Source organism: Streptomyces sp. NPDC059443 (assembly GCF_042750105.1).
In the GTDB taxonomy this organism is placed as follows: domain Bacteria; phylum Actinomycetota; class Actinomycetes; order Streptomycetales; family Streptomycetaceae; genus Streptomyces.
Map to the genome: position 1 here is coordinate 128,490 of NZ_JBHYVM010000006.1, position 18,916 is coordinate 147,405.

Here is an 18,916-nt window from a genome sequence, read left to right on the forward strand (position 1 = left end):
CTTCTCACCCTTATCCCCCCACGCGAGGGCGTTCCGGTGGGGGGGGGTTTTTTTTTTTTTATACCCCCCCGCCCCCCCCCCGCCCCGCCCCCGCCCGCCCCCCCCCCCCTTCTCGCGCATGAGCGCCACTACTGCTGCTCGGGGCCCTGCTTGAACTCCAGCGCCGCGGCCATCACCCCGAGGTCCTCGAAGGAGCCCGTCCCGGTCACCACGGTGACGTAGCCCTTCTCCTGCCGCACGAGGGCGTCGTACTTCTCCCCGTCCCAGCGCTCCCAGGTCCGGTCCCCGACCTGCTGCGTCTGCCCGGTGGCCGCCGCCTTCTGCGTCACCTTGCGGATGTAGCCCGCCGTGGTGTCCGTGGACTGCTCCACCGCCACGTACTGCTCGCGCGGGTCCAGGAACCCCAGGTGCCAGGAGCTGGCTTCCTTCCCGTCGTACGTCACGGAGGTCGCCCGCCACTCCGCCGGCAGCCCGACGGGGGCGGCCACCGGGTACGGGGCCGCGCGCCGGGCCGTGAGCTTCTCGACCCGGTAGTCGATCACCCGCGTCGGGTCGGCTTTCTCGTCATGTGGGATGAAGATGTAGATCCCGCCCACGACGAGACCGATCGCCATCAGCGAGAGGACCATGTCCCGAATCGTCTGCTTGCCTTTCATACCTGCCACCCGACCATGGTCCCGCATCGCCCGGGGCGATCACCGCCGGGGTCCGCGTCGCGCCCGGCGCGGCGCGCAAGATGTCCGCTCAGGACAATCGGCTGACCGATATACCGCTCATACGTGACCCGGTCTGCTCAATTTATCGACGTACCGATAGAGTCCAGGGACCCTCACTCTCCCGGCCGTCGCCGTACAGAAAGGTGCGCTCCGATGACCGAGCACAACCTGCCGCCTCAGCTCGAAGTCTCTCCGGAGGCACCCGACCGCAACCTCGCACTGGAGCTCGTCCGGGTCACCGAGGCCGCCGCCATGGCCGCGGGCCGCTGGGTCGGGCGCGGCGACAAGCTCGGCGCGGACGGCGCCGCGGTCAACGCCATGCGCACCCTGATCTCCACCGTCTCGATGAACGGCGTCGTCGTCATCGGCGAGGGCGAGAAGGACGAAGCCCCGATGCTCTTCAACGGCGAGCGGGTCGGCGACGGCACCGGTGCCGAGGTCGACATCGCCGTGGACCCGATCGACGGCACCACCCTGAACGCCAAGGGCATGCCGAACGCCATCGCCGTCCTGGCCGCCGCCGACCGCGGCACCATGTTCGACCCGTCCGCGGTGTTCTACATGGAGAAGCTGGTCACCGGCCCCGAGGCCGCCGACTTCGTCGACATCAACGCCCCGGTCTCCGTCAACATCCGCCGCGTCGCCAAGGCCAAGAACATGGCCGTGGAAGACGTCACCGTGGTCATCCTGGACCGCCCCCGCCACGAGGGCATCGTCAAGGAGATCCGCGAGACCGGCGCCCGCATCAAGTTCATCTCCGACGGCGACGTCGCCGGCTCGGTCATGGCGGTCCGCGAGGGCACCGGCGTCGACCTGCTCCTGGGCATCGGCGGCACCCCCGAGGGCATCATCTCGGCCTGCGCCATCAAGTGCCTCGGCGGCACCATCCAGGGCAAGCTCTGGCCGAAGGACGAGGCCGAGCGCCAGAAGGCCATCGACGCGGGCCACGACCTGGACCGGGTCCTACACACCAACGACCTGGTCTCCGGCGAGAACGTCTTCTTCGTCGCGACCGGCATCACGGACGGCGAGCTGCTGCGCGGCGTCCACTACCGCTCCGAGACCGCCACGACCTCCTCGCTGGTCATGCGCTCGAAGTCGGGCACGATCCGCCAGATCGACTCCACCCACCGGCTCTCGAAGCTCCGCGCGTACAGCGCGATCGACTTCGACCGCGCCCAGTAGGACGCGCAGGGCACGGCAAGGGGCGCTCCCGCGTGCGGCGGGAGCGCCCCTTCCGCATGTCCGTCCACGCGCGCCTACGGGGCTTCGCGCACGCCCCCGCCCACGAGGCCTACGAGGCTTCGCGCAGCTCCCCCGCCCGGCGCCGCCGTCGGGTCAGCACCACCCGGCGCTCGGCGGCCGTCAGGCCGCCCCAGACGCCGTAGGGCTCCGGCTGGAGCAGCGCGTGCTCCCGGCAGGCGACCATGACGGGGCAGCGGGCACAGACCCGCTTGGCGGCGTCCTCGCGGGACAGCCGGGCCGCGGTCGGCTCCTTGGAGGGGGCGAAGAACAGCCCGGCCTCATCGCGCCGGCACACCGCGTCGGCGTGCCATGGCCCGTCCTCTTCCCTGGCCGGCACCCGCGGCTTCGGCACGGCCGCCGCCGGCCGCCCCTGAAGCGTCTGGACGGCGGCTACCTGTAGGGACTGGCGCGGCGGATGCGGCACGGTCTACTCCTGACGACGTATACGCGAGCGAGAGACGATGCACCTGTCCCTACCCGCTGTGCGCGCCCCTATGCACCGAGTGCCGCCGATCCGGACGGTTCGACCGAAACGTGACGCCGTCGTTGGCCGGTGCCCGCGCCCACGCCTGCGCCTACCCTTCGAGGCGCTTGCGGAGCCTGCCCGCCAGGTCCACCAGCCGGGCGCCGCGCTTGTGCCGCGCCTCGATGTTGCCCAGCAGGGCGAAGCCGCGGACGATCACGACCGGGGCCTGCGGGTCCGCCGAACCGCCCTGGCCCTCGCCGTGCACCTCGACGTTGCCGAGCACCCCGCTGCCGTAGCCGCGCAGCGTGACGTTCTCCGGGACGGAGATCTCGACGTTGCCCAGGACGCAGGTCACGTTGATCTCGGTGACCTGCTGCTGGAAGACGGCTTCGGTGAGGTCGATGTTGATGTCGCCGAAGACGGAGACCGCGCGGGTGTTCGCCCCCGGCCGCCAGCGACCCTTGCGGGAGGAGCTGCTGAACACCGCGACGAGGGTCTCGGCCGGGAGGCCCGCCGGCTGCTGCCCCGCGTACCCCGCGGCGGCGTACGCGGGCTGCCGCTGTCCGGTGTCGCCACCGGCCGCGGGCAGGTCCCGTACGAGTACGTCCAGCTCACCGACCGTCTTGACGGCGTACAGGGAGTCGAGCCGGTCGGAGTGCTCTTCGGCGGTCAGCCGGCCCTCGGCGACGGCGTCGGCGAGGATCTGCGCGATCCGGTCCCGGTCGGCGTCGGAAGCGCGCAGCCCGGCAGGGGCGGGCGCGGGGGCGGAGGGGTGCTTTTCCAGGTCCACACCGCCCAGCATAGCGAGACACGATAGATCGCGATACTGGGCGGTGAGCCTTACCTCACAGACAAACGTCCCGGCGGAGGTCCTACGCTGGATACCGCGCTGCCAATTTGGTCGCCAGCGCCGTCTGCCGAGTGAGGAATGACTGCCGTCATGCCAGAGTTTGCGTACACCGACCTGCTGCCCCTGGGCGAGGACACCACCCCCTACCGGCTGGTGACCTCCGAAGGCGTCTCGACCTTCGAGGCCGACGGCCGTACGTTCCTCAAGGTCGAGCCGGAGGCGCTGCGCAAGCTCGCCGAAGAGGCGATCCACGACATCCAGCACTTCCTGCGCCCCGCGCACCTCGCGCAGCTGCGCCGCATCATCGACGACCCGGAGGCTTCGGCGAACGACAAGTTCGTGGCGCTCGACCTCCTCAAGAACGCGAACATCGCCGCGGCCGGCGTCCTGCCGATGTGCCAGGACACGGGCACGGCGATCGTGATGGGCAAGCGCGGCCAGAACGTGCTGACGGAGGGCGCCGACGAGGCGGCCCTGTCCCGCGGCATCTACGACGCCTACACCCGCCTGAACCTGCGCTACTCGCAGATGGCCCCGATCACCATGTGGGAGGAGAAGAACACCGGCTCGAACCTGCCCGCGCAGATCGAGCTGTACGCGACCGACGGTGGCGCGTACAAGTTCCTCTTCATGGCCAAGGGCGGCGGCTCCGCCAACAAGTCCTTCCTCTACCAGGAGACCAAGGCGGTCCTCAACGAGGCCTCCATGATGAAGTTCCTGGAGGAGAAGATCCGCTCGCTGGGCACCGCGGCCTGCCCGCCGTACCACCTGGCGATCGTGGTCGGCGGCACCTCGGCCGAGCACGCGCTCAAGACCGCGAAGTACGCCTCCGCGCACTACCTGGACGAGCTGCCGACCGAGGGCTCCGCACTGGGCCACGGCTTCCGCGACGAGGCCCTGGAGCAGCAGGTCTTCGAGCTGACCCAGAAGATCGGCATCGGCGCGCAGTTCGGCGGCAAGTACTTCTGCCACGACGTCCGCGTGGTCCGCCTGCCCCGCCACGGCGCGTCCCTCCCGGTCGCGATCGCCGTCTCCTGCTCGGCGGACCGCCAGGCCACCGCGAAGATCACCGCCGAGGGCGTCTTCCTGGAGCAGCTGGAGCGCGACCCGGCCCGTTTCCTGCCGGAAACCACGGACGAGCATCTCTCCGACTCCTCGGACGTGGTCTCCATCGACCTGAACCAGCCGATGGAGTCGATCCTCGCGACCCTCTCCCAGCACCCGGTCAAGACCCGCCTGTCCCTGACCGGCCCGCTGGTCGTGGCGCGCGACATCGCGCACGCCAAGATCAAGGAACTCCTCGACACGGGCGCCGAGATGCCGCAGTACCTCAAGGACCACCCGGTCTACTACGCGGGCCCCGCGAAGACCCCCGAGGGCTACGCCTCCGGCTCCTTCGGCCCGACCACGGCCGGCCGCATGGACTCCTACGTGGAGCAGTTCCAGGCGGCGGGCGGCTCCAAGGTCATGCTGGCCAAGGGCAACCGTTCCCAGCAGGTGACGGACGCGTGCGCCGCGCACGGCGGCTTCTACCTCGGCTCGATCGGCGGCCCGGCGGCGCGCCTCGCCCAGGACTGCATCAAGAAGGTCGAGGTCCTGGAGTACGAGGAGCTCGGCATGGAGGCGGTCTGGAAGATCGAGGTCGAGGACTTCCCGGCCTTCATCGTGGTCGACGACAAGGGCAACGACTTCTTCCAGAACCCGGCCCCCGAACCGACCTTCACCCACATCCCGGTCCGCGGCCCGGGTCTGTAGCACGAAGAACGCGAGGGCCCCTCTGCCGATCGGCGGAGGGGCCCTCGCGCATGTCCGCCGATCGGCAGATGGAGCCGGCGCCGCCGGGAGGCGAGGCTTTGCCCGTACCCAAACAACCCTTGGAAAACGGGAGTTCACGATGAAGAACCGCACCCGCGCCCTCGCCGTCGCCGGATCCGCCACCGCACTGCTCGCCACCCTGGTCGCGGCGGCCCCGGGCCCCGCCGCCTCCCCGGCGCCCAGGCTCGCCGCCGTGCACGGGGCGGCCTCGGTCCTGTACGCCTACTCACCCGACGACGACATCCGCTTCACGGTCGATGCCGACGCGGCCCCGTTCAGCAGGCCGCTGAACGCCCCCGGCGGCGAGAAGGGCCTTCCGACGGACGCCCGCGGGAAGGTGACCGTGTACCACTACTCCCCCGGGCACAACGTGACCGGCACGTCCGAGGCCGAGGTGGACTGCCTGGTCACGGGCGGCAGGACGGCCACGATCACGGCGGTGGTCACCAAGTCGACCGTCGGTGAGACGGGCCGGCGGATCGGCATCAGCGTCCAGGACGGCGAGCACGGCGAGCCCGACCGGCTCGGCTTCTCGTGGGGCATCGCCAACGCCGACGTGAAGCCCGACGGCTCGGCCGTCGAGGCCACGGTCGGCACCTGCATGGCCCCGGCCCCCTTCACGACGGTGATCAAGGGCGGCTTCAAGGTCGCTCCGGCCCCGCTGCCGCCGCTTCCCCACTGAACCTCTCCCGGCCGACCGCACCCCGTGCGCGCCGTCAAGGTTTGAGCGCCTGCTACTCGGCTATTCCGTACGTGCCGAGAAGCCGGCTTCTTGGAGCAGGGCCGTCAGGTGGCGGGCCTCCACCGGGGTGGCGTGGTAGCCGTCGCGGGATACCTCCCGGACCTCCGTGATCGTCATTCCGAGCACGTCGCGGAACACCTTCAAGGCCGCGCCGCCGGAGGCGTCCACGCGGAGCAGGACCGTGCCCTCGGCCGCGACGATGGCCGCGCGGACGTGGTCGGGTGCCCGTCCCCAGCCGTAGTCGAGGTTGCACCCGTCGCGCGGCCCCCCGAACTCACACCGGTCGCACTCCCACTCCGCTTCCCAGCGCAGCCGCCCACCGTCGATGCGCTGCCACGCGTGGTAGGCGCAGCGCGGGCATGGTGCACAGACGGTCCAACCTGATTCCGGCATGGCGCCACCCTGCCCTGCCCGGAGGGGGACCGCATCCGGTTAACGTCGGGGACACGACCCCGCGGCAGCATGTTCACCCCGGTTTGCGAGGATTTCCCGTATGGCAGCGACGACCTCCCTCCCCACGGCCCGCGGAACGCGGGTCATCGCGCATCGTGGGGCCTCCCACGCGCACCCCGAGCACACCATCGAGGCCTATCGGCAGGCCATCGCCGACGGGGCCGACGCCCTGGAGTGCGATGTGCGGCTCACCGCCGACCGGCGGCTGGTCTGCGTGCACGACCGCAGCGTCGAGCGGACCTCCGACGGGCGCGGGGTCGTCTCCGAGATGACCTACGAGGAGCTGCGCGGCCTCGACTTCGGGGCGTGGAAGGGCGAGGAGCACCGCGGGGCCCGGGTGCTGCTCTTCGAGGACCTGCTCCGGGAGGCGCTGGCCGCGCCGTACCCCGTCGGGCTGGCCGTCGAGACCAAGCACCCCACCCGTGCGGGCGGCCGGCTGGAGGCCGAGCTCGTACGGGTGCTCCGGGAGCACGGGCTGGCCGACGGGGCCGGCGGCCGCGTCGAGGTGATGAGCTTCTCCCGCACCGCGCTGACCCGGATGCACCGGCTCGCCCCCGGGCTGCCCGCCGTTTACTTGATCGAGCGCAGGATCCGGCCGGTGCGGCCCCCGTACGCCACCCACGCGGGCCCGGGCATCGACCTGGTCCGGCAGGACCCGGGTCTGGTGGGCCGGCTGAAGGCGAAGGGGCTGCGGGTTCGGGTCTGGACGGTGGACGAGCCCGAGGACGTGGAGCTGTGCCTGCGGCTCGGCGTGGACACGATCATCACCAACCGGCCCCGGGCGGTGCGGGAGCAGCTGGAGTCCCGCTGATCCGGTGATCCCGGTGCGGGCAGCACCCCGCATTGGCTGGTTCGCACTCGTGACAGCCGGTCGGTATGCCCCGAACGTATGGCGTGGCGTGCGGAGCGGGGGGATCCTGCCGCGATCGCGCCGGGCCGACGACTCGACAGGCGCCCACCAGCGCCGTGGCGCAGGCGAGGGTGACTGGGGCATGGGCACACAGCGACAGGCGAGACGACAGACGAGGCGTCCGGCCGTCAGCGGCTTGGACGTCAGCGGCTTAGAGGGCGGCGCCGCCGGCACCACCGGCGGCGCGGGCGACGGTCCCCGCTATCTCGTCCTCGGACCGCTGGAGGTCCGCCGGGCCGGAGCGCCGTGCACGCCGGGTCCGCTCAAGCACCGGGCCCTGCTCGCGGTGCTGCTGCTGCACGCCAACCGGCTGGCCCCGGCGGACCTGCTGATCGACGAGTTGTGGGACGGACACCCGCCCAGATCCGCCCTCGCGACCCTGCAGATGTACGTGTCCGGGCTGCGCCGGACGCTGGACCCGGGCCACGGCCGCGCGGGCGGCGACCCGCGCCTCCACCCCGTGCTCCGCACGGCCGGCTCCGGCTACGTGCTGTCCGTGGCACCGGGCGAACTGGACCTGGACCTCTCCCGCGCCGGGGCCTCGCACGGCCGGCGTCTGCTGGCCTCCGGTGACTGCGCTGCCGCCAGCTGGGCCTTCTCCTCGGCGCTCGCGCTGTGGCGGGGCCGCCCGCTGGCCGACCTGGGGCCGGCGCGACTGCCCGCGTACCACGCGGTCCGGCTGGAGGAGGAGCGGCTCGCGCTGGTCCACGACCGGATCGGCGCCGACATCTGCGCGGGACGGTCCCAGGAGGTGGTCGCGGAGCTGGCCGAGCTGTGCGCCCGGCACCCGCTGCGCGAGGCCTTCCACGAACAGCTGATGCTGGCCCTGGCCGGCACCGGCCGGCGGGCCGAGGCGCTGGACGCGTACACCCGCGCCCGGCGCGTGGTCGTCGAGGGCACCGGCATCGAGCCGGGGCCCGACCTCCAGGCCGTACAGCAGGCCCTGCTGAGCGGGTTACGCCCGTCCGCCACCGTCCACGGGCGATGTCGTGGCCCCCGGATCCTCCAGCCCGCCACGCACTGAAACCGGGAGGCCTGAACCCGGGAGGCCTGAACCCGGGAGGCCTGAACCCGGTGGGCCCAGGCGCCAGCCGAGGCGGCGCCGGTAGTAGACCAGCGGTTCGGCGTCCGCCACCGTGCAGCCCTCCACCTCGGCCACCAGCACCACGTGGTCCCCGTGCGGAAGGACCGCGGCCACCCGGCACTTGAGGTGGACCGGGACGCCCGCGATCCGGGGCGTCCCGTCGTCCCAGTCCCACACCACGTCCGCGAACTTGTCCCGGGAGCGCCCCGCGAACACCTTCGCGAGGGCCTCGTCCGCGGAGCCCAGCAGATGCGCCCCGAAGGGCGTGCCCACCCGGGCGTCCATGGCCCGGTACGTACGCGACCCGCGCGCGAGCGCCACCATCACCGACGGCGGGGCCACGCTGTAGGAGCTGAAGGAGGACACCAGCAGTCCGCACGGGCTCCCGTCGGCGCGGCGCGCGCAGACCACCGCCACCCCGGACACCAGCCGGGCCATCGCCTCGGTGAAGGCGGCCGTGGCCGTGGCCGTGACCGTGGCATCGCCCGCGGCCACGGCCGCCGGGTCGGCCGGCAAGGCACCCGGCAAGGTGCCCGGCCGCAGTTCCGGCCTCTCCTCGCGCTGCCGCAGGCTCATCCGGTCCGCTCCGCCTCAGACGGTGCTGCGCTCGGCGGCGCGCAGGCAGGAGTCCCGTTGCCGGACCGCGTCGGGGTCGCCCGTGGCCGCGTACACGGCGTCGAAGTCCGTCGCGGCCTGCGCGAACCGGCCGGCCGCCTCGTGGACCACGGCCCGGTTGAAGCGGAAGTCGGGCCGGTCGGCCAGCTCCACCGCCCGGTCGAAATCGGCGGTCGCGGCCGGCAGATCGCCCTCCAGGTAGGCCAGTTCGCCCTTGACGGCCCAGGCCTCGGCCATCCCCGGATCACCGGCCAGCGCGGCCGCGAGCGCCTCGGCGGCCTCCTTGGTCCGGCCCGCCTCCGCCAGCAGCCGGCCCCGCAGGCACAGCAGGTGGGCGTGGCCAGGGGCCAGGGACAGCCCGGCGTCCACGTCCGCGAGGGCCGCCTCGGCCTCTCCCGCGTCGGCGAACAGGCCGGCCCGGCCGAGCAGCGCCTCCTGGTGGCCCGGTTCCAGCTCCAGGGTGCGGTCGAAGTCGGCCAGCGCGCCTTCGGTGTCGCCGAGTTCCAGCCGGGCGTCGCCCCGGTTGTAGTAGGCCTCCGGGAAGGGTGCTTCGAGGGACAGGGCCCGCTCGTAGTCGGCGATGGCCTCCTCGATGCGGCCCAGTTTGCGCAGGATGTTGCCCCGGTTGAAGTAGTGGTCCGCGAAGTCGTCGTCCGCGTCCATGATCTCGGCGTAGTCCTCCAGGGCCGCTTCCAGCCGCCCGCTCATGCTGTTGACCTGGGCCCGGTTGTAGCGCAGGCCGACCCGGTGCCAGGTCTTCTCCCCCAGGCCCAGCTCCCGGCCGAGCCGCTCGATCCCCTCGTCGAGCAGCCGCAGCGCCTCGTCGGGGCGGCCGTCGCGGACCTCCACGAGGGCGAGCCCGTTGCGGTTGAAGACCGAGTAGAAGGACCGCTCCTTGGGGTCGGGCAGCAGGTCGGCCAGCGCGATGGCCGTGTTGACCCAGGCCCGCGCCCGGCGCGGGTCGCGCCGCTCCTCCGGGTAGTGGCGTGCGTAGAGCATGCCGATCTCGTAGGCGAGCTTCATGTGGTGCGCGGGGTTCAGGGTGGCCGTCCGTGCTTCCTCCTGGAGCACGGCCGACTCGTCGGGGCGGCCGGCCGCCGCGAGACAGACGCCGGACTCCCGGATGAACACCCACCACAGTTCGGGGCGTTCGGCCGGGTCCACGAACCGCCGTCCCTCATCGCCCAGTTCGGCCGCGATGTGGTAGAAGCCCAGGTACTTGCAGCGCAGCAGGGCCGCGCGCAGGGCCTCGACCCCGGCTCCGGCCGCGTCGGAGCCGCGCATCAGGTGGTACGGCAGGGCGCCCAGCCGGAGCGAGGGTTCGCGCTCCTCGGCCCGCTCGGCGAGTTCGGCGGCGCGGCGGTCGTGGAGTGCGGCGCGCTCGGCCGCGCCGAGGCGCTCGTAGGCCTCGGTCAGCGCCGGGTCGTCGGCCACGCAGTCCCCGTCGACGTACGCGCGGGCCGCCTCCGGACCGGGGGTCGGCGCTACGGAGTCTGCGCCCCGCGTCCGCGTCGTGTACGCGGCCAGCGCGTCCGGGAGCGAGAGCGAGGGGAAGCCGGGCGGGTCCAGCAGCCGGGCCGTCCCCGAGCAGAGCACGAGGGTGAGCAGCTCGGGCGGGATCCGGCGCAGGGCGGCCGCCAGGAACTCCTGGTCGGTGACGTCCGCGTGCTGGACGTTCTCCACCACCAGGGTGCGCGGGCCGCGCGCCGCGTCGGCGAGGGCGGCGAGCAGGAAGTCCACGATGCCGTGGGCGACGCGCAGGGAGTGCAGGCGGGCCGGGTAGCGGCTCACCTCCCCGGCGGTCGACTGCTCCTCGATGTGGTGGGTGATCGGCGGTACCAGCGGGGCCAGTTCGGGCGTGCTCTCCTGGAGCTCGATGTAGTGCCGGGCCGCCAGGGCGGGCCGCCGCTCCAGCGCCTCGGGGGCCAGCAGCCGCAGCAGGGTTCCGGCGGCGGTGTACGGGCCGCGCAGGCGCCGGTGCGCGTCCACGGAGGCGAGCAGCGGGGGCAGGCCGAGGCCGGCCGCCAGCGCCTCGCGCTCGTGACGGTGTGGCGCGGAGATCCAGTGGTGCCCGCTCATCGATGACTCCTAGTGCTGTGGCCGGGATTTCAGGCGATGACGTGGTGGAGCCGGGCCCGCCGGCTGCGGATGCGTTCCCTGGCGGCGAGCCAGAGGGCGATGGCGATCTGGGCGAAGGTCAGGACGAGGAAGACCGCCGCGTCGAGGAGCTGGACCCAGGTCGAGCCGTGGCCCGCGCCGAACCGGTCGATCGAGGCCGAGATCATGTTCAGGAAGACGGGCCCGATGCCCCAGAGGAAGGTGCTGAGGCTGAGGACGTAGCCGACGGGGAGCAGCCAGGAGTACCAGCGGGCGGCCCGCCGGTCCACGGGGTGCCACAGGGACTCGTCGGTGAGCCGGTCGGTGCGTCCGAGCAGCCGGTTGACCCGGTTGGCCAGCATGCGCAGGGAGGTGGTGTGCAGGTCCACGCAGCCGAGCACGGTGGTGATCAGGACGTAGATGTCGGTCCGCAGGTACAGGAAGAACTGCCACAGCACCCGGATGAAGGTCGTGAAGGCCACGGCCAGGCACAGGCGGGCGGTCAGGCCGTGCGTGAAGCCGGCCACGATGACGGCGAGGCTGATCAGGACGGTGTCGGCGACCATCCCGGCGAGGATCGGCAGATAGCGCTTGCGGCGCTCCACCCCGGCCAGGCCGTCCAGCGAGGTCTCGACGACGAGGAAGTAGAACCGGTACGACATCCTCGTGCGCGAGCGGATGCCCAGGCGGCGGCCGGCCAGCGCGTGGAAGATCTCGTGGAGCGCGATCAGCGGGACGGCGACCACGAGCAGGACGAGGGTGATCACCGCGTAGTAGTGGCTGAAGACCAGGTCCTGCGGGGACGGCAGGAGCTCCGGCCTGCGGACCACCGAGACCACCGCCCAGGCCACGGCCAGCCCGTAACAGGCCCAGGCCGCCGGGGAGAAGACCGCCCGGCCGAGCCGCTGCCAGCGCACCGGTTCCGGGGCCGTCTCCGCCTCGCCCTCGGCGCGCACGAAGCCGAGCTCGTGCAGGGCCTCGACCACGTCCCCGACGTCGGCGCGCTCCCCGTACGTGTGCTCGTACCAATCGGCGGCCTGCGCGGGGGTGGCGCCCTCCTGGAGCCGGCGTACGAGTTCGGCTCCGTCGGGCGGGAAGATCGCGTAGGACTCGGTGTCACGGCGTCCGATGGTGACCTCGCCGCCGTCCTCCAGGTAGACCAGCGGATGGAGCGCCAGCGGTACGTCGTCGGAGGTGTCAGAGCTGAGGTGGGCCGGCTCCGCCATGGCGGGCGCTCCGTCTCTCGTCGGCCGGGCGACAGGGTCTGGGGCGGGAGGGCGCCCCCGGAAGTGACCGGGGGCGCCCGTACGCGAACTCGCCCGGGTGTGGTTAGGCGGGGCTCGGGTAGTGCGAGCAGGCGGAAGAGGTCAGGCGGACCGGTCCGGCCTTGCGGATCTGGATCTTCTTCATTGGGATGCACCTCCTTCGGGAGGGTGGTGGGGGCTGGACGTCCTCCATGCTGCTGAGGCCCGCCAGAGGTTCCCCAAACCGCCGCCAAAGCCCGGAGCGCACCGGACCCCGGCGCGGCGCGTCCCGGCCCGGCCCGGCCCGGACATGGAAACGCCCGGCCGGGGTGCGCCGGCCGGGCGTGGGGGGTACGAGTGTGGCGGGGGTGTCGCGTGGAGCGGGGGTTGCGTGGGGCAGGGGTGTTACACGAACCGCTGGTTCGCCGAGCCGTTGCAGGTCTGCAGGCGCAGCGGCTCGTGGGCCGCGGCCACCGTCAGGCACATGCCCGGGGCGGCGGAGGGCCGGATGGTGGCTCCGTCACGGACGAACTGCTGGTTGGCGCCGCCGTGGCAGTTCCAGATGATCATCGCGGTGCCGTTGCCGTAGTTGCCGGCGGGGGCGTCGAGGCAGCGGTCCTGGGTCAGCTGACTGTGGACCGACTTCCTCGCGGAGTCGTACCACCAGCCCTGGTTGCGGCCGCCGTGGCAGTCCCAGCCGATGACGCTGGTGTTGTTGGCGCTGGAGCCGCCGCTGGCGTCGACGCAGTTGCCGGTCGCCTCGTTCTTCAGCGGCTTGTACAGGTCGTCCCACGCCCCGGCCTGCAGGACGGGGGTTCCGGTGCTCGCCGGGTCGGCGCAGGAGGCCTCGCGCAGGCCGGAGTCGTAGAGCTGGGTGAGGCACGACGCGAAGGCGCCGTGGCCGCGGTAGTTGGGGTGGAAGGACTGACGGGCGGTGTTCGAGTCCCACGGGAAGTGGTCCCCGAGGTCGAGGTAGAGGCCGCGGGCCCAGGTGTCCTCCATGCAGACCTCGTGGCCGTTGAAGAGCCGCGAGTTGTCAAGGAAGGTCGCGCCCGCGGCGAGGGCGGCCGCGCGCATGCCCTTCTCGAAGGTGGGCACGGCGTAGTTGCGGCCCCAGGCGGCGTCGGAGTCGTAGCCGGCGCAGCCGCCCGGGAGCTTGCCCGGGAAGTCGGGGTTGTCGTAGAAGTCGGGGCCGATCGGGCTGGGGTAGCCCATCACGACCAGCTTGTAGTCGGAGTCGGCGTAACCGGCGTCGCGCATGACCGTCTTGAGGTCCGCGATCGTCGACTCCACCTTGGGCTTGAGGCCGTCGACGCGCGCCTGCCAGCCCGGACCGTACTTCGGCTCGCAGGTGCCCTGGCTGAGCACCCAGCGTGTGACACAGTCGGTCATGACCGGGCCGAACTGGAGGTCGTCGTTGGCCCCGGCGACCAGCAGCACCATCTTGATCTTGGTGTTGCGGGCCTTGATGGCGAGGCTGTCGCTCTGCACCAGCTCGTCGGCGTACTGCTTGCTGCCGCCGATCTTGATGTTGCCGGTGTAGCCGCCGGAGCAGGCCACGTTGAAGGTGAAGTCGGCCGGGATGCCGGTGCGGTGGATCGCCGAGTCGGGCGAGCGGTGGCACTGGTTGGCCGAGGTGTTGGTGGCGGGGTCGTAGTTGCCGACGCCCTCGCCCGAGATCTCGCTGTCTCCGAGCGAGATCAGGCCGGTCTTGCGGTCCGCGAGCGGGCGGATCGCCGAGTCCCCGTAGATGCTCGTCGCCTCGGCGGCCCGGATGGCCTCCAGTTCGGGCGGGAGCGGGGTCACCGAGGCCCCGGCGGTGGTCGCCGCGTGGGCCATGGGGGTGATGGCGGAGACGCCCCCGAGGGCGGCCGCGACCGCCGCGACGGCGGCGAAGGTAGATCTGAGTCTGATCCTGGATTGTGTACGGGCACGTGCCATGAACGCCTCCCCGATATCAGTGTTACCCCCGGTATTTACTGGTCAGTAAGCGAGTTGGGAACAGTCCGAACAAGACAATTGCTCAACTTTTTGAGGAGGCACCACAAATGACCGACGATCAGCAGTCCGGCAACACCCCCGCCGGCTTCCGCACCGAGCACGACTCCATGGGCGAGGTACTCGTCCCCGCACACGCCAAATGGCGAGCTCAGACCCAGCGCGCGGTGGAGAACTTCCCCATCTCGGGACAGCGCCTGGAGCGCGCCCACATCGAGGCGCTGGCCCGGATCAAGGCCGCGGCCGCCACCGTCAACGCCCGGCTCGGCGTGGTCGACGAGGACGTCGCCGGCGCGATCGCCTCGGCGGCCGCCGAGGTCGCCGGGGGCCGCTGGGACGAGCACTTCCCCGTCGACGTGTTTCAGACGGGTTCCGGGACCTCGTCCAACATGAACGCCAACGAGGTGATCGCCACCCTGGCCACCGAGCGGCTCGGCCGCGCCGTCCACCCCAACGACCACGTCAACGCCTCGCAGAGCTCCAACGACGTCTTCCCGTCCTCCATCCACATCGCCGCCACCGCCGCCGTCACCCGCGAGCTGATCCCCGCCCTGGAGCACCTGGCCGGCGCGATGGAGCACAAGGCCGCCGAGTTCTCCCAAGTGGTCAAGGCCGGGCGGACGCACCTGATGGACGCCACCCCGGTCACCCTGGGCCAGGAGTTCGGCGGGTACGCAGTCCAGCTGCGCTACGGCGTCGAGCGGCTGCGCGCGGCGCTGCCGCGGCTGGCCGAGCTGCCGCTGGGCGGGACCGCCGTGGGCACCGGGATCAACACCCCGCCCGGGTTCTCCGCCGCCGTGATCGCGGAGGTGGCCGCGGCGACCGGACTGCCGCTGACCGAGGCCCGGGACCACTTCGAGGCCCAGGGGGCCCGGGACGCACTGGTGGAGACCTCGGGCATGCTCCGCACGGTCGCCGTCTCGCTCACCAAGATCTGCAACGACCTGCGCTGGATGGCTTCCGGACCGCGCACCGGTTTGGCCGAAATCAATCTCCCGGATCTTCAGCCGGGGTCCTCGATCATGCCCGGCAAGGTCAATCCGGTCGTCCCCGAGGCCGCGCTGATGGTCGCCGCGCAGGTGATGGGGAACGACACGGCGGTCGCCGTGGCGGGGGCCGCGGGCAACTTCGAGCTCAACGTGATGCTCCCCGTGATGGCCCGCAACCTCCTGGAATCCATCCGCCTCCTGGGCAACGTCAGCCGCCTGCTGGCCGACCGCACCGTGGCCGGAATCACCGCCAACACGGCCCGGGCCAGGGAGTACGCCGAGTCCTCGCCCTCCGTGGTGACCCCGCTGAACCGCTACATCGGCTACGAGGAGGCCGCCAAGGTGGCCAAGAAGTCCCTCGCGGAGCGCAAGACGATCCGGGAGGTCGTCCTGGAGTCGGGCTACGTGGACCGCGGCGACCTCACCCTGGAGCAGCTCGACGAGGCCCTGGACGTGCTGCGGATGACCCGCCCCTGAACCGGCCGGTCCGGCTCCGCACAGGGGTCCGGATCCGGTCGTTTCCGGTCCCCGCGGACCTCCGTGACCTGCCCGGCGGCCAGGTTCCGGGCCCCAGCCCTAAGATCTGCGCATGACAGGTACCGGAGGCCGCGGGGGCGGCAGCGCGCGGAACTCGGCACGGGACTCGCCACGGGGCGTCGCCCGGGACTCGGCGCCGGGCGGGCACTGGCTGCCCGGGGAGCAGATCCTCTGGCGCTACCGCGACCACGCGCCCGGCCCGAAGGGCGGCCGGGTCCACATCTGCCGGCCCGTGACCGTGGTGTGCGACACCGACGAGCTCCTCGCCGTGTGGATGGCCCCGGGCACCGAATGCGTCAAACCGGTGCTCGCCGACGGGACCCCCGTCCACGAGGAGCCGCTCGCCACCCGGTACACCGCGCCGCGCACCACCGTACGGTCGCGCTGGTTCGGGGCGGGCGTGCTCAAGCTGGCGCGGCCCGGGGAGCCGTGGTCGGTGTGGCTGTTCTGGGAACACGGCTGGCGTTTCAAGAGCTGGTACGTGAACCTTGAGGAGCCCCGCTCCCGCTGGTCCGGCGGGGTCGACTCCGAGGACCATTTCCTCGACATCTCCGTATACCCAGACCGCACGTGGAAATGGCGGGACGAGGACGAGTTCGCCCAGGCCCAGCGGTCGGGCCTGATGGACCGCGAGCAGGCCCGGCGGGTCCAGGCCGCGGGGCGGGCGGCGGTGGATCTGATCAAGGCCTGGGGGCCGCCGTTCTCCGACGGCTGGCAGGATTGGCGTCCGGACCCGTCCTGGGGAGTACCGGTACTGCCCGAGGACTGGGACCGCACTCCGGCGCATATGACCTCATGAGACCCTTGATGCGCCCCCGGGGGACAAACGTAGGATCGTCCTCCGCCAGGTCGTCGGCAGGGGTGCCGTACGGCCTTCCTTCGGCAAATGACGTCAGGCGAGCGCGACTTGAGCGACTTGACCGGAGAGCTACGCACGACGAGAGGTAACGAGCGGGACGCGGTACCGCGGGGCGATGGTGTCCCCGCCGCTGAGCGGGTATACCGCGACTGACCGAGTTGAGTGCAGCGCACATCGAGCGCAAACGGACGGAATGCCACGCGTGACGGAGTACCCCACCTCTCAGGAGGGCTCACAGCCGGTCGCCCCCGGCGGGCGGACTGACGAGCCGGGCCACGGCAAGGCCCCGGTCCCGGCCGCCGAGGCCGTACGCACGCATGCGCCGGCCCAGGCCGCGGACCAGTCCGCGGGTCTCCCCCGCCCCCGTGACGAGGCTGCCCGGACCCGCGACGGCGAAGCCGCACGCCGCGCGGCCGCGATCACCGGGTCCGGCGCGGCCGGAGGCCCGGGGGCCGGTGCCGGTGCCGTCTCCGCCTCCATCCCCGGCCCCCTCTCCGGTTCCGCGCCCGGCCAGGGCAATGGTCCCGAGGCCATCGCGCGGCGGGAAGGGGACCGGCTGCGCTTCGTCGGGGCCGCCACCCGGCGCATCGCGCGCGGCATCGACCTCGACGAGATCGTGCTCGGGCTGTGCCGGGCCACCGTGCCCACCTTCTCCGACGCCATCCTCGTCTACCTGCGCGACCCCCTCCCCGTGGGCGACGAACGCCCCGTGGGCCCGGTCGTATTAAGGCTCCGGCGCACCGACCGGCTCCGGCCGATCGACGAGTTCACCGGAACCGGCACGGGTGCCGGCTCCCCGGACGGCGAGCTCGACTTCAGCCAGCTCGCCCTGGTCGGCCCGCAGGGTGACCTGCCCGCCGCCGAGCTGTGCGAGATCCGCCCCGGCGGGGCGCTGGCCGAGGTGCTGCGCGGCGTACGGCCCGTCTTCGGGTCCTCGGCCGCCGCGCGGGCCGCGCTGCCGGAGCTGCTGGGCGCGGACCACCCCGTACCGCGCGGCCAGCGGGCCATCCTCGCGCCGCTGCGGGGCCGCCGCCGCGTCATCGGCGCGGCGGTGTTCCTGCGCACCCCCGAGCGGCCGGCCTTCGAGACGAACGACCTGCTGGTCGCCGCCCAGCTGGCCACCCACACCGCACTCGGCATCGACAAGGCCGTGCTCTACGGGCGCGAGGCGTACATCGCCGACGAGCTCCAGCGCACGATGCTGCCCGACAGCCTCCCCCAGCCCACCGGGGTCCGCCTGGCCAGCCGCTACCTGCCCGCCGCCGAGACGGCCCGGGTCGGCGGGGACTGGTACGACGCCATACCCCTGCCCGGCAGCCGGGTCGCACTCGTGGTCGGCGACGTCATGGGCCACTCCATGACCTCCGCCGCGATCATGGGTCAGCTCCGTACGACGGCCCAGACGCTGGCGCAGCTCGACCTGCCGCCCGCCGAGGTCCTGCACCACCTGGACGAGCAGGCGCAGCGCCTGGGCTCCGACCGGATGGCCACCTGCCTCTACGCCGTCTACGACCCGGTGTCGCACCGGATCACCATCGCCAACGCCGGCCACCCGCCGCCGGTCCTGCTGCACCTGGGCGGTCGCGCCGAGGTGCTGCGCGTACCCCCCGGCGCCCCCATCGGCGTCGGCGGCGTGGACTTCGAGGCCGTGGAGCTCGACGCCCCGGCCGGGGCCACCCTCGTGCTGTACACCGACGGGCTGGTCGAGTCCCGGCTCCGCGACGTGTGGACCGGCATCGAGCAGCTGCGCGAGCGCCTGGCCACCACCGCGCAGCTGACGGGCCTGGACCACCCGCCGCCGCTGGAGGCCCTGTGCGACGACATCCTGGACATGCTGGGCCCCGGGGACCGGGACGACGACATCGCGCTGCTCGCGGCCCGGTTCGACGGGATCGCACCCAGTGACGTGGCGTACTGGTTCCTGGACCCGGAGGAGACCGCTCCGGGCCGGGCCCGCCGGTTCGCCCGCCGCGCGCTGACCCGCTGGGGGCTGGAGGAGCTCCAGGACTCGCTGGAACTGCTGGTCAGCGAGGTGGTGACGAACGCGGTGCGGTACGCCGAGCGGCCCGTGACGCTACGTCTCCTCAAGACGGACGTGCTGCGCTGCGAGGTCGGCGACGATTCCCCGCAGCTGCCGCGCCAGCGCCGGGCGCGGGACGACGACGAGGGCGGCCGCGGCCTGTTCCTGGTCAACCGGATGGCCCGCCGCTGGGGTGCCACCCGGCTGAGCAGCGGCAAGGTGGTCTGGTTCGAGCTCGGGCTGCCGGGGGCGCCGGACCGGAGCTGACCGCCCCCC

16 protein-coding genes are annotated in these 18,916 nt (G+C 72.4%); 8 read left to right on the plus strand and 8 right to left on the minus strand.

Going from position 1 to position 18,916, the window contains the following annotated elements; all coding sequences use genetic code 11:
• Positions 1-128 precede the first annotated feature (128 nt).
• Positions 129-656 (minus strand): DUF4245 domain-containing protein, encoded by a 528-nt coding sequence (locus tag ACFXDJ_RS08045; RefSeq protein WP_384653659.1) that lies wholly within the window; start codon positions 654-656, stop codon positions 129-131.
• A 213-nt stretch (positions 657-869) separates the two neighbouring features.
• On the opposite strand from ACFXDJ_RS08045, the gene glpX reads away from it, so the two are divergent.
• A complete protein-coding gene (gene glpX, locus ACFXDJ_RS08050; RefSeq protein ID WP_054221849.1) occupies positions 870-1,901 on the plus strand; it encodes a class II fructose-bisphosphatase in 1,032 nt (343 codons plus the stop codon).
• Between the two features lie 109 nt (positions 1,902-2,010).
• Here the strand turns inward: glpX and ACFXDJ_RS08055 are convergent, their stop codons facing one another.
• Positions 2,011-2,385, minus strand: a complete 375-nt coding sequence (locus tag ACFXDJ_RS08055; protein ID WP_384653626.1) for a WhiB family transcriptional regulator — start codon at positions 2,383-2,385, stop codon at positions 2,011-2,013.
• 151 nt (positions 2,386-2,536) lie between these two features.
• Complete coding sequence (locus tag ACFXDJ_RS08060) at positions 2,537-3,217, minus strand: DUF1707 domain-containing protein (RefSeq protein WP_384653625.1); 681 nt, start codon at positions 3,215-3,217, stop codon at positions 2,537-2,539.
• Positions 3,218-3,367: 150 nt separating this feature from the next.
• Between ACFXDJ_RS08060 and ACFXDJ_RS08065 the strand changes: the two genes are divergently transcribed.
• Positions 3,368-5,032 carry a fumarate hydratase gene (locus tag ACFXDJ_RS08065; RefSeq protein WP_384653623.1) on the plus strand — a complete coding sequence of 555 codons (1,665 nt, stop codon included), beginning with the start codon at positions 3,368-3,370 and terminating at the stop codon, positions 5,030-5,032.
• A gap of 139 nt (positions 5,033-5,171) precedes the next feature.
• Positions 5,172-5,774, plus strand: coding sequence for a hypothetical protein (locus tag ACFXDJ_RS08070; RefSeq protein ID WP_384662465.1), 603 nt, complete (start codon positions 5,172-5,174; stop codon positions 5,772-5,774).
• 60 nt (positions 5,775-5,834) lie between these two features.
• Here ACFXDJ_RS08070 and ACFXDJ_RS08075 read toward each other — a convergent pair whose 3' ends face one another.
• A complete protein-coding gene (locus ACFXDJ_RS08075) occupies positions 5,835-6,227 on the minus strand; it encodes a hypothetical protein (RefSeq protein WP_384662462.1) in 393 nt (130 codons plus the stop codon).
• Between the two features lie 100 nt (positions 6,228-6,327).
• Here ACFXDJ_RS08075 and ACFXDJ_RS08080 point away from each other — a divergent pair, with 100 nt between their 5' ends.
• Both ACFXDJ_RS08080 and ACFXDJ_RS08085 read left to right on the plus strand, forming a co-directional pair.
• Positions 6,328-7,098: a glycerophosphodiester phosphodiesterase gene (locus ACFXDJ_RS08080; protein ID WP_384662460.1), complete on the plus strand. Its 771-nt coding sequence runs from the start codon at positions 6,328-6,330 to the stop codon at positions 7,096-7,098.
• A gap of 181 nt (positions 7,099-7,279) precedes the next feature.
• Positions 7,280-8,221 carry a BTAD domain-containing putative transcriptional regulator gene (locus ACFXDJ_RS08085; protein ID WP_384848390.1) on the plus strand — a complete coding sequence of 314 codons (942 nt, stop codon included), beginning with the start codon at positions 7,280-7,282 and terminating at the stop codon, positions 8,219-8,221.
• Here ACFXDJ_RS08085 and ACFXDJ_RS08090 read toward each other — a convergent pair.
• From ACFXDJ_RS08090 to ACFXDJ_RS08105, 4 genes are all read right to left on the minus strand, one after another.
• On the minus strand, positions 8,153-8,857 hold the full coding sequence (locus tag ACFXDJ_RS08090) for a flavin reductase family protein (protein WP_384848393.1): 705 nt from the start codon (positions 8,855-8,857) through the stop codon (positions 8,153-8,155). The two genes, ACFXDJ_RS08085 and ACFXDJ_RS08090, sit on opposite strands and share 69 nt — an antisense overlap.
• A gap of 15 nt (positions 8,858-8,872) precedes the next feature.
• Entirely contained in the window at positions 8,873-10,975 is a 2,103-nt protein-coding gene (locus tag ACFXDJ_RS08095) for a tetratricopeptide repeat protein (RefSeq protein WP_384848396.1), read from the minus strand.
• Positions 10,976-11,004: 29 nt separating this feature from the next.
• A complete protein-coding gene (locus tag ACFXDJ_RS08100) occupies positions 11,005-12,219 on the minus strand; it encodes a hypothetical protein (RefSeq protein ID WP_384662447.1) in 1,215 nt (404 codons plus the stop codon).
• A gap of 423 nt (positions 12,220-12,642) precedes the next feature.
• Complete coding sequence (locus ACFXDJ_RS08105) at positions 12,643-14,178, minus strand: ricin-type beta-trefoil lectin domain protein (protein ID WP_384663154.1); 1,536 nt, start codon at positions 14,176-14,178, stop codon at positions 12,643-12,645.
• 107 nt (positions 14,179-14,285) lie between these two features.
• Here ACFXDJ_RS08105 and ACFXDJ_RS08110 point away from each other — a divergent pair, with 107 nt between their 5' ends.
• The 3 genes from ACFXDJ_RS08110 to ACFXDJ_RS08120 all read left to right on the plus strand — a co-directional run bounded on the left by ACFXDJ_RS08110 (position 14,286) and on the right by ACFXDJ_RS08120 (position 18,907).
• Complete coding sequence (locus tag ACFXDJ_RS08110) at positions 14,286-15,701, plus strand: class II fumarate hydratase (RefSeq protein ID WP_384663153.1); 1,416 nt, start codon at positions 14,286-14,288, stop codon at positions 15,699-15,701.
• A gap of 112 nt (positions 15,702-15,813) precedes the next feature.
• Positions 15,814-16,560, plus strand: coding sequence for a DUF402 domain-containing protein (locus ACFXDJ_RS08115; protein WP_384663151.1), 747 nt, complete (start codon positions 15,814-15,816; stop codon positions 16,558-16,560).
• 253 nt (positions 16,561-16,813) lie between these two features.
• A complete protein-coding gene (locus ACFXDJ_RS08120; protein WP_384663149.1) occupies positions 16,814-18,907 on the plus strand; it encodes a SpoIIE family protein phosphatase in 2,094 nt (697 codons plus the stop codon).
• Positions 18,908-18,916 lie beyond the last annotated feature (9 nt).

Coding starts and splice junctions, on each gene's coding strand:
- ACFXDJ_RS08045 (WP_384653659.1), bottom strand. CDS start 656: ATGAAAGGCAAGCAGACGATTCGGGACATGGTCCTCTCGCTGATGGCG.
- glpX (WP_054221849.1), top strand. CDS start 870: ATGACCGAGCACAACCTGCCGCCTCAGCTCGAAGTCTCTCCGGAGGCA.
- ACFXDJ_RS08065 (WP_384653623.1), top strand. CDS start 3,368: ATGCCAGAGTTTGCGTACACCGACCTGCTGCCCCTGGGCGAGGACACC.
- ACFXDJ_RS08070 (WP_384662465.1), top strand. CDS start 5,172: ATGAAGAACCGCACCCGCGCCCTCGCCGTCGCCGGATCCGCCACCGCA.
- ACFXDJ_RS08075 (WP_384662462.1), bottom strand. CDS start 6,227: ATGCCGGAATCAGGTTGGACCGTCTGTGCACCATGCCCGCGCTGCGCC.
- ACFXDJ_RS08080 (WP_384662460.1), top strand. CDS start 6,328: ATGGCAGCGACGACCTCCCTCCCCACGGCCCGCGGAACGCGGGTCATC.
- ACFXDJ_RS08085 (WP_384848390.1), top strand. CDS start 7,280: ATGGGCACACAGCGACAGGCGAGACGACAGACGAGGCGTCCGGCCGTC.
- ACFXDJ_RS08090 (WP_384848393.1), bottom strand. CDS start 8,857: ATGAGCCTGCGGCAGCGCGAGGAGAGGCCGGAACTGCGGCCGGGCACC.
- ACFXDJ_RS08095 (WP_384848396.1), bottom strand. CDS start 10,975: ATGAGCGGGCACCACTGGATCTCCGCGCCACACCGTCACGAGCGCGAG.
- ACFXDJ_RS08100 (WP_384662447.1), bottom strand. CDS start 12,219: ATGGCGGAGCCGGCCCACCTCAGCTCTGACACCTCCGACGACGTACCG.
- ACFXDJ_RS08105 (WP_384663154.1), bottom strand. CDS start 14,178: ATGGCACGTGCCCGTACACAATCCAGGATCAGACTCAGATCTACCTTC.
- ACFXDJ_RS08110 (WP_384663153.1), top strand. CDS start 14,286: ATGACCGACGATCAGCAGTCCGGCAACACCCCCGCCGGCTTCCGCACC.
- ACFXDJ_RS08115 (WP_384663151.1), top strand. CDS start 15,814: ATGACAGGTACCGGAGGCCGCGGGGGCGGCAGCGCGCGGAACTCGGCA.
- ACFXDJ_RS08120 (WP_384663149.1), top strand. CDS start 16,814: ATGCCACGCGTGACGGAGTACCCCACCTCTCAGGAGGGCTCACAGCCG.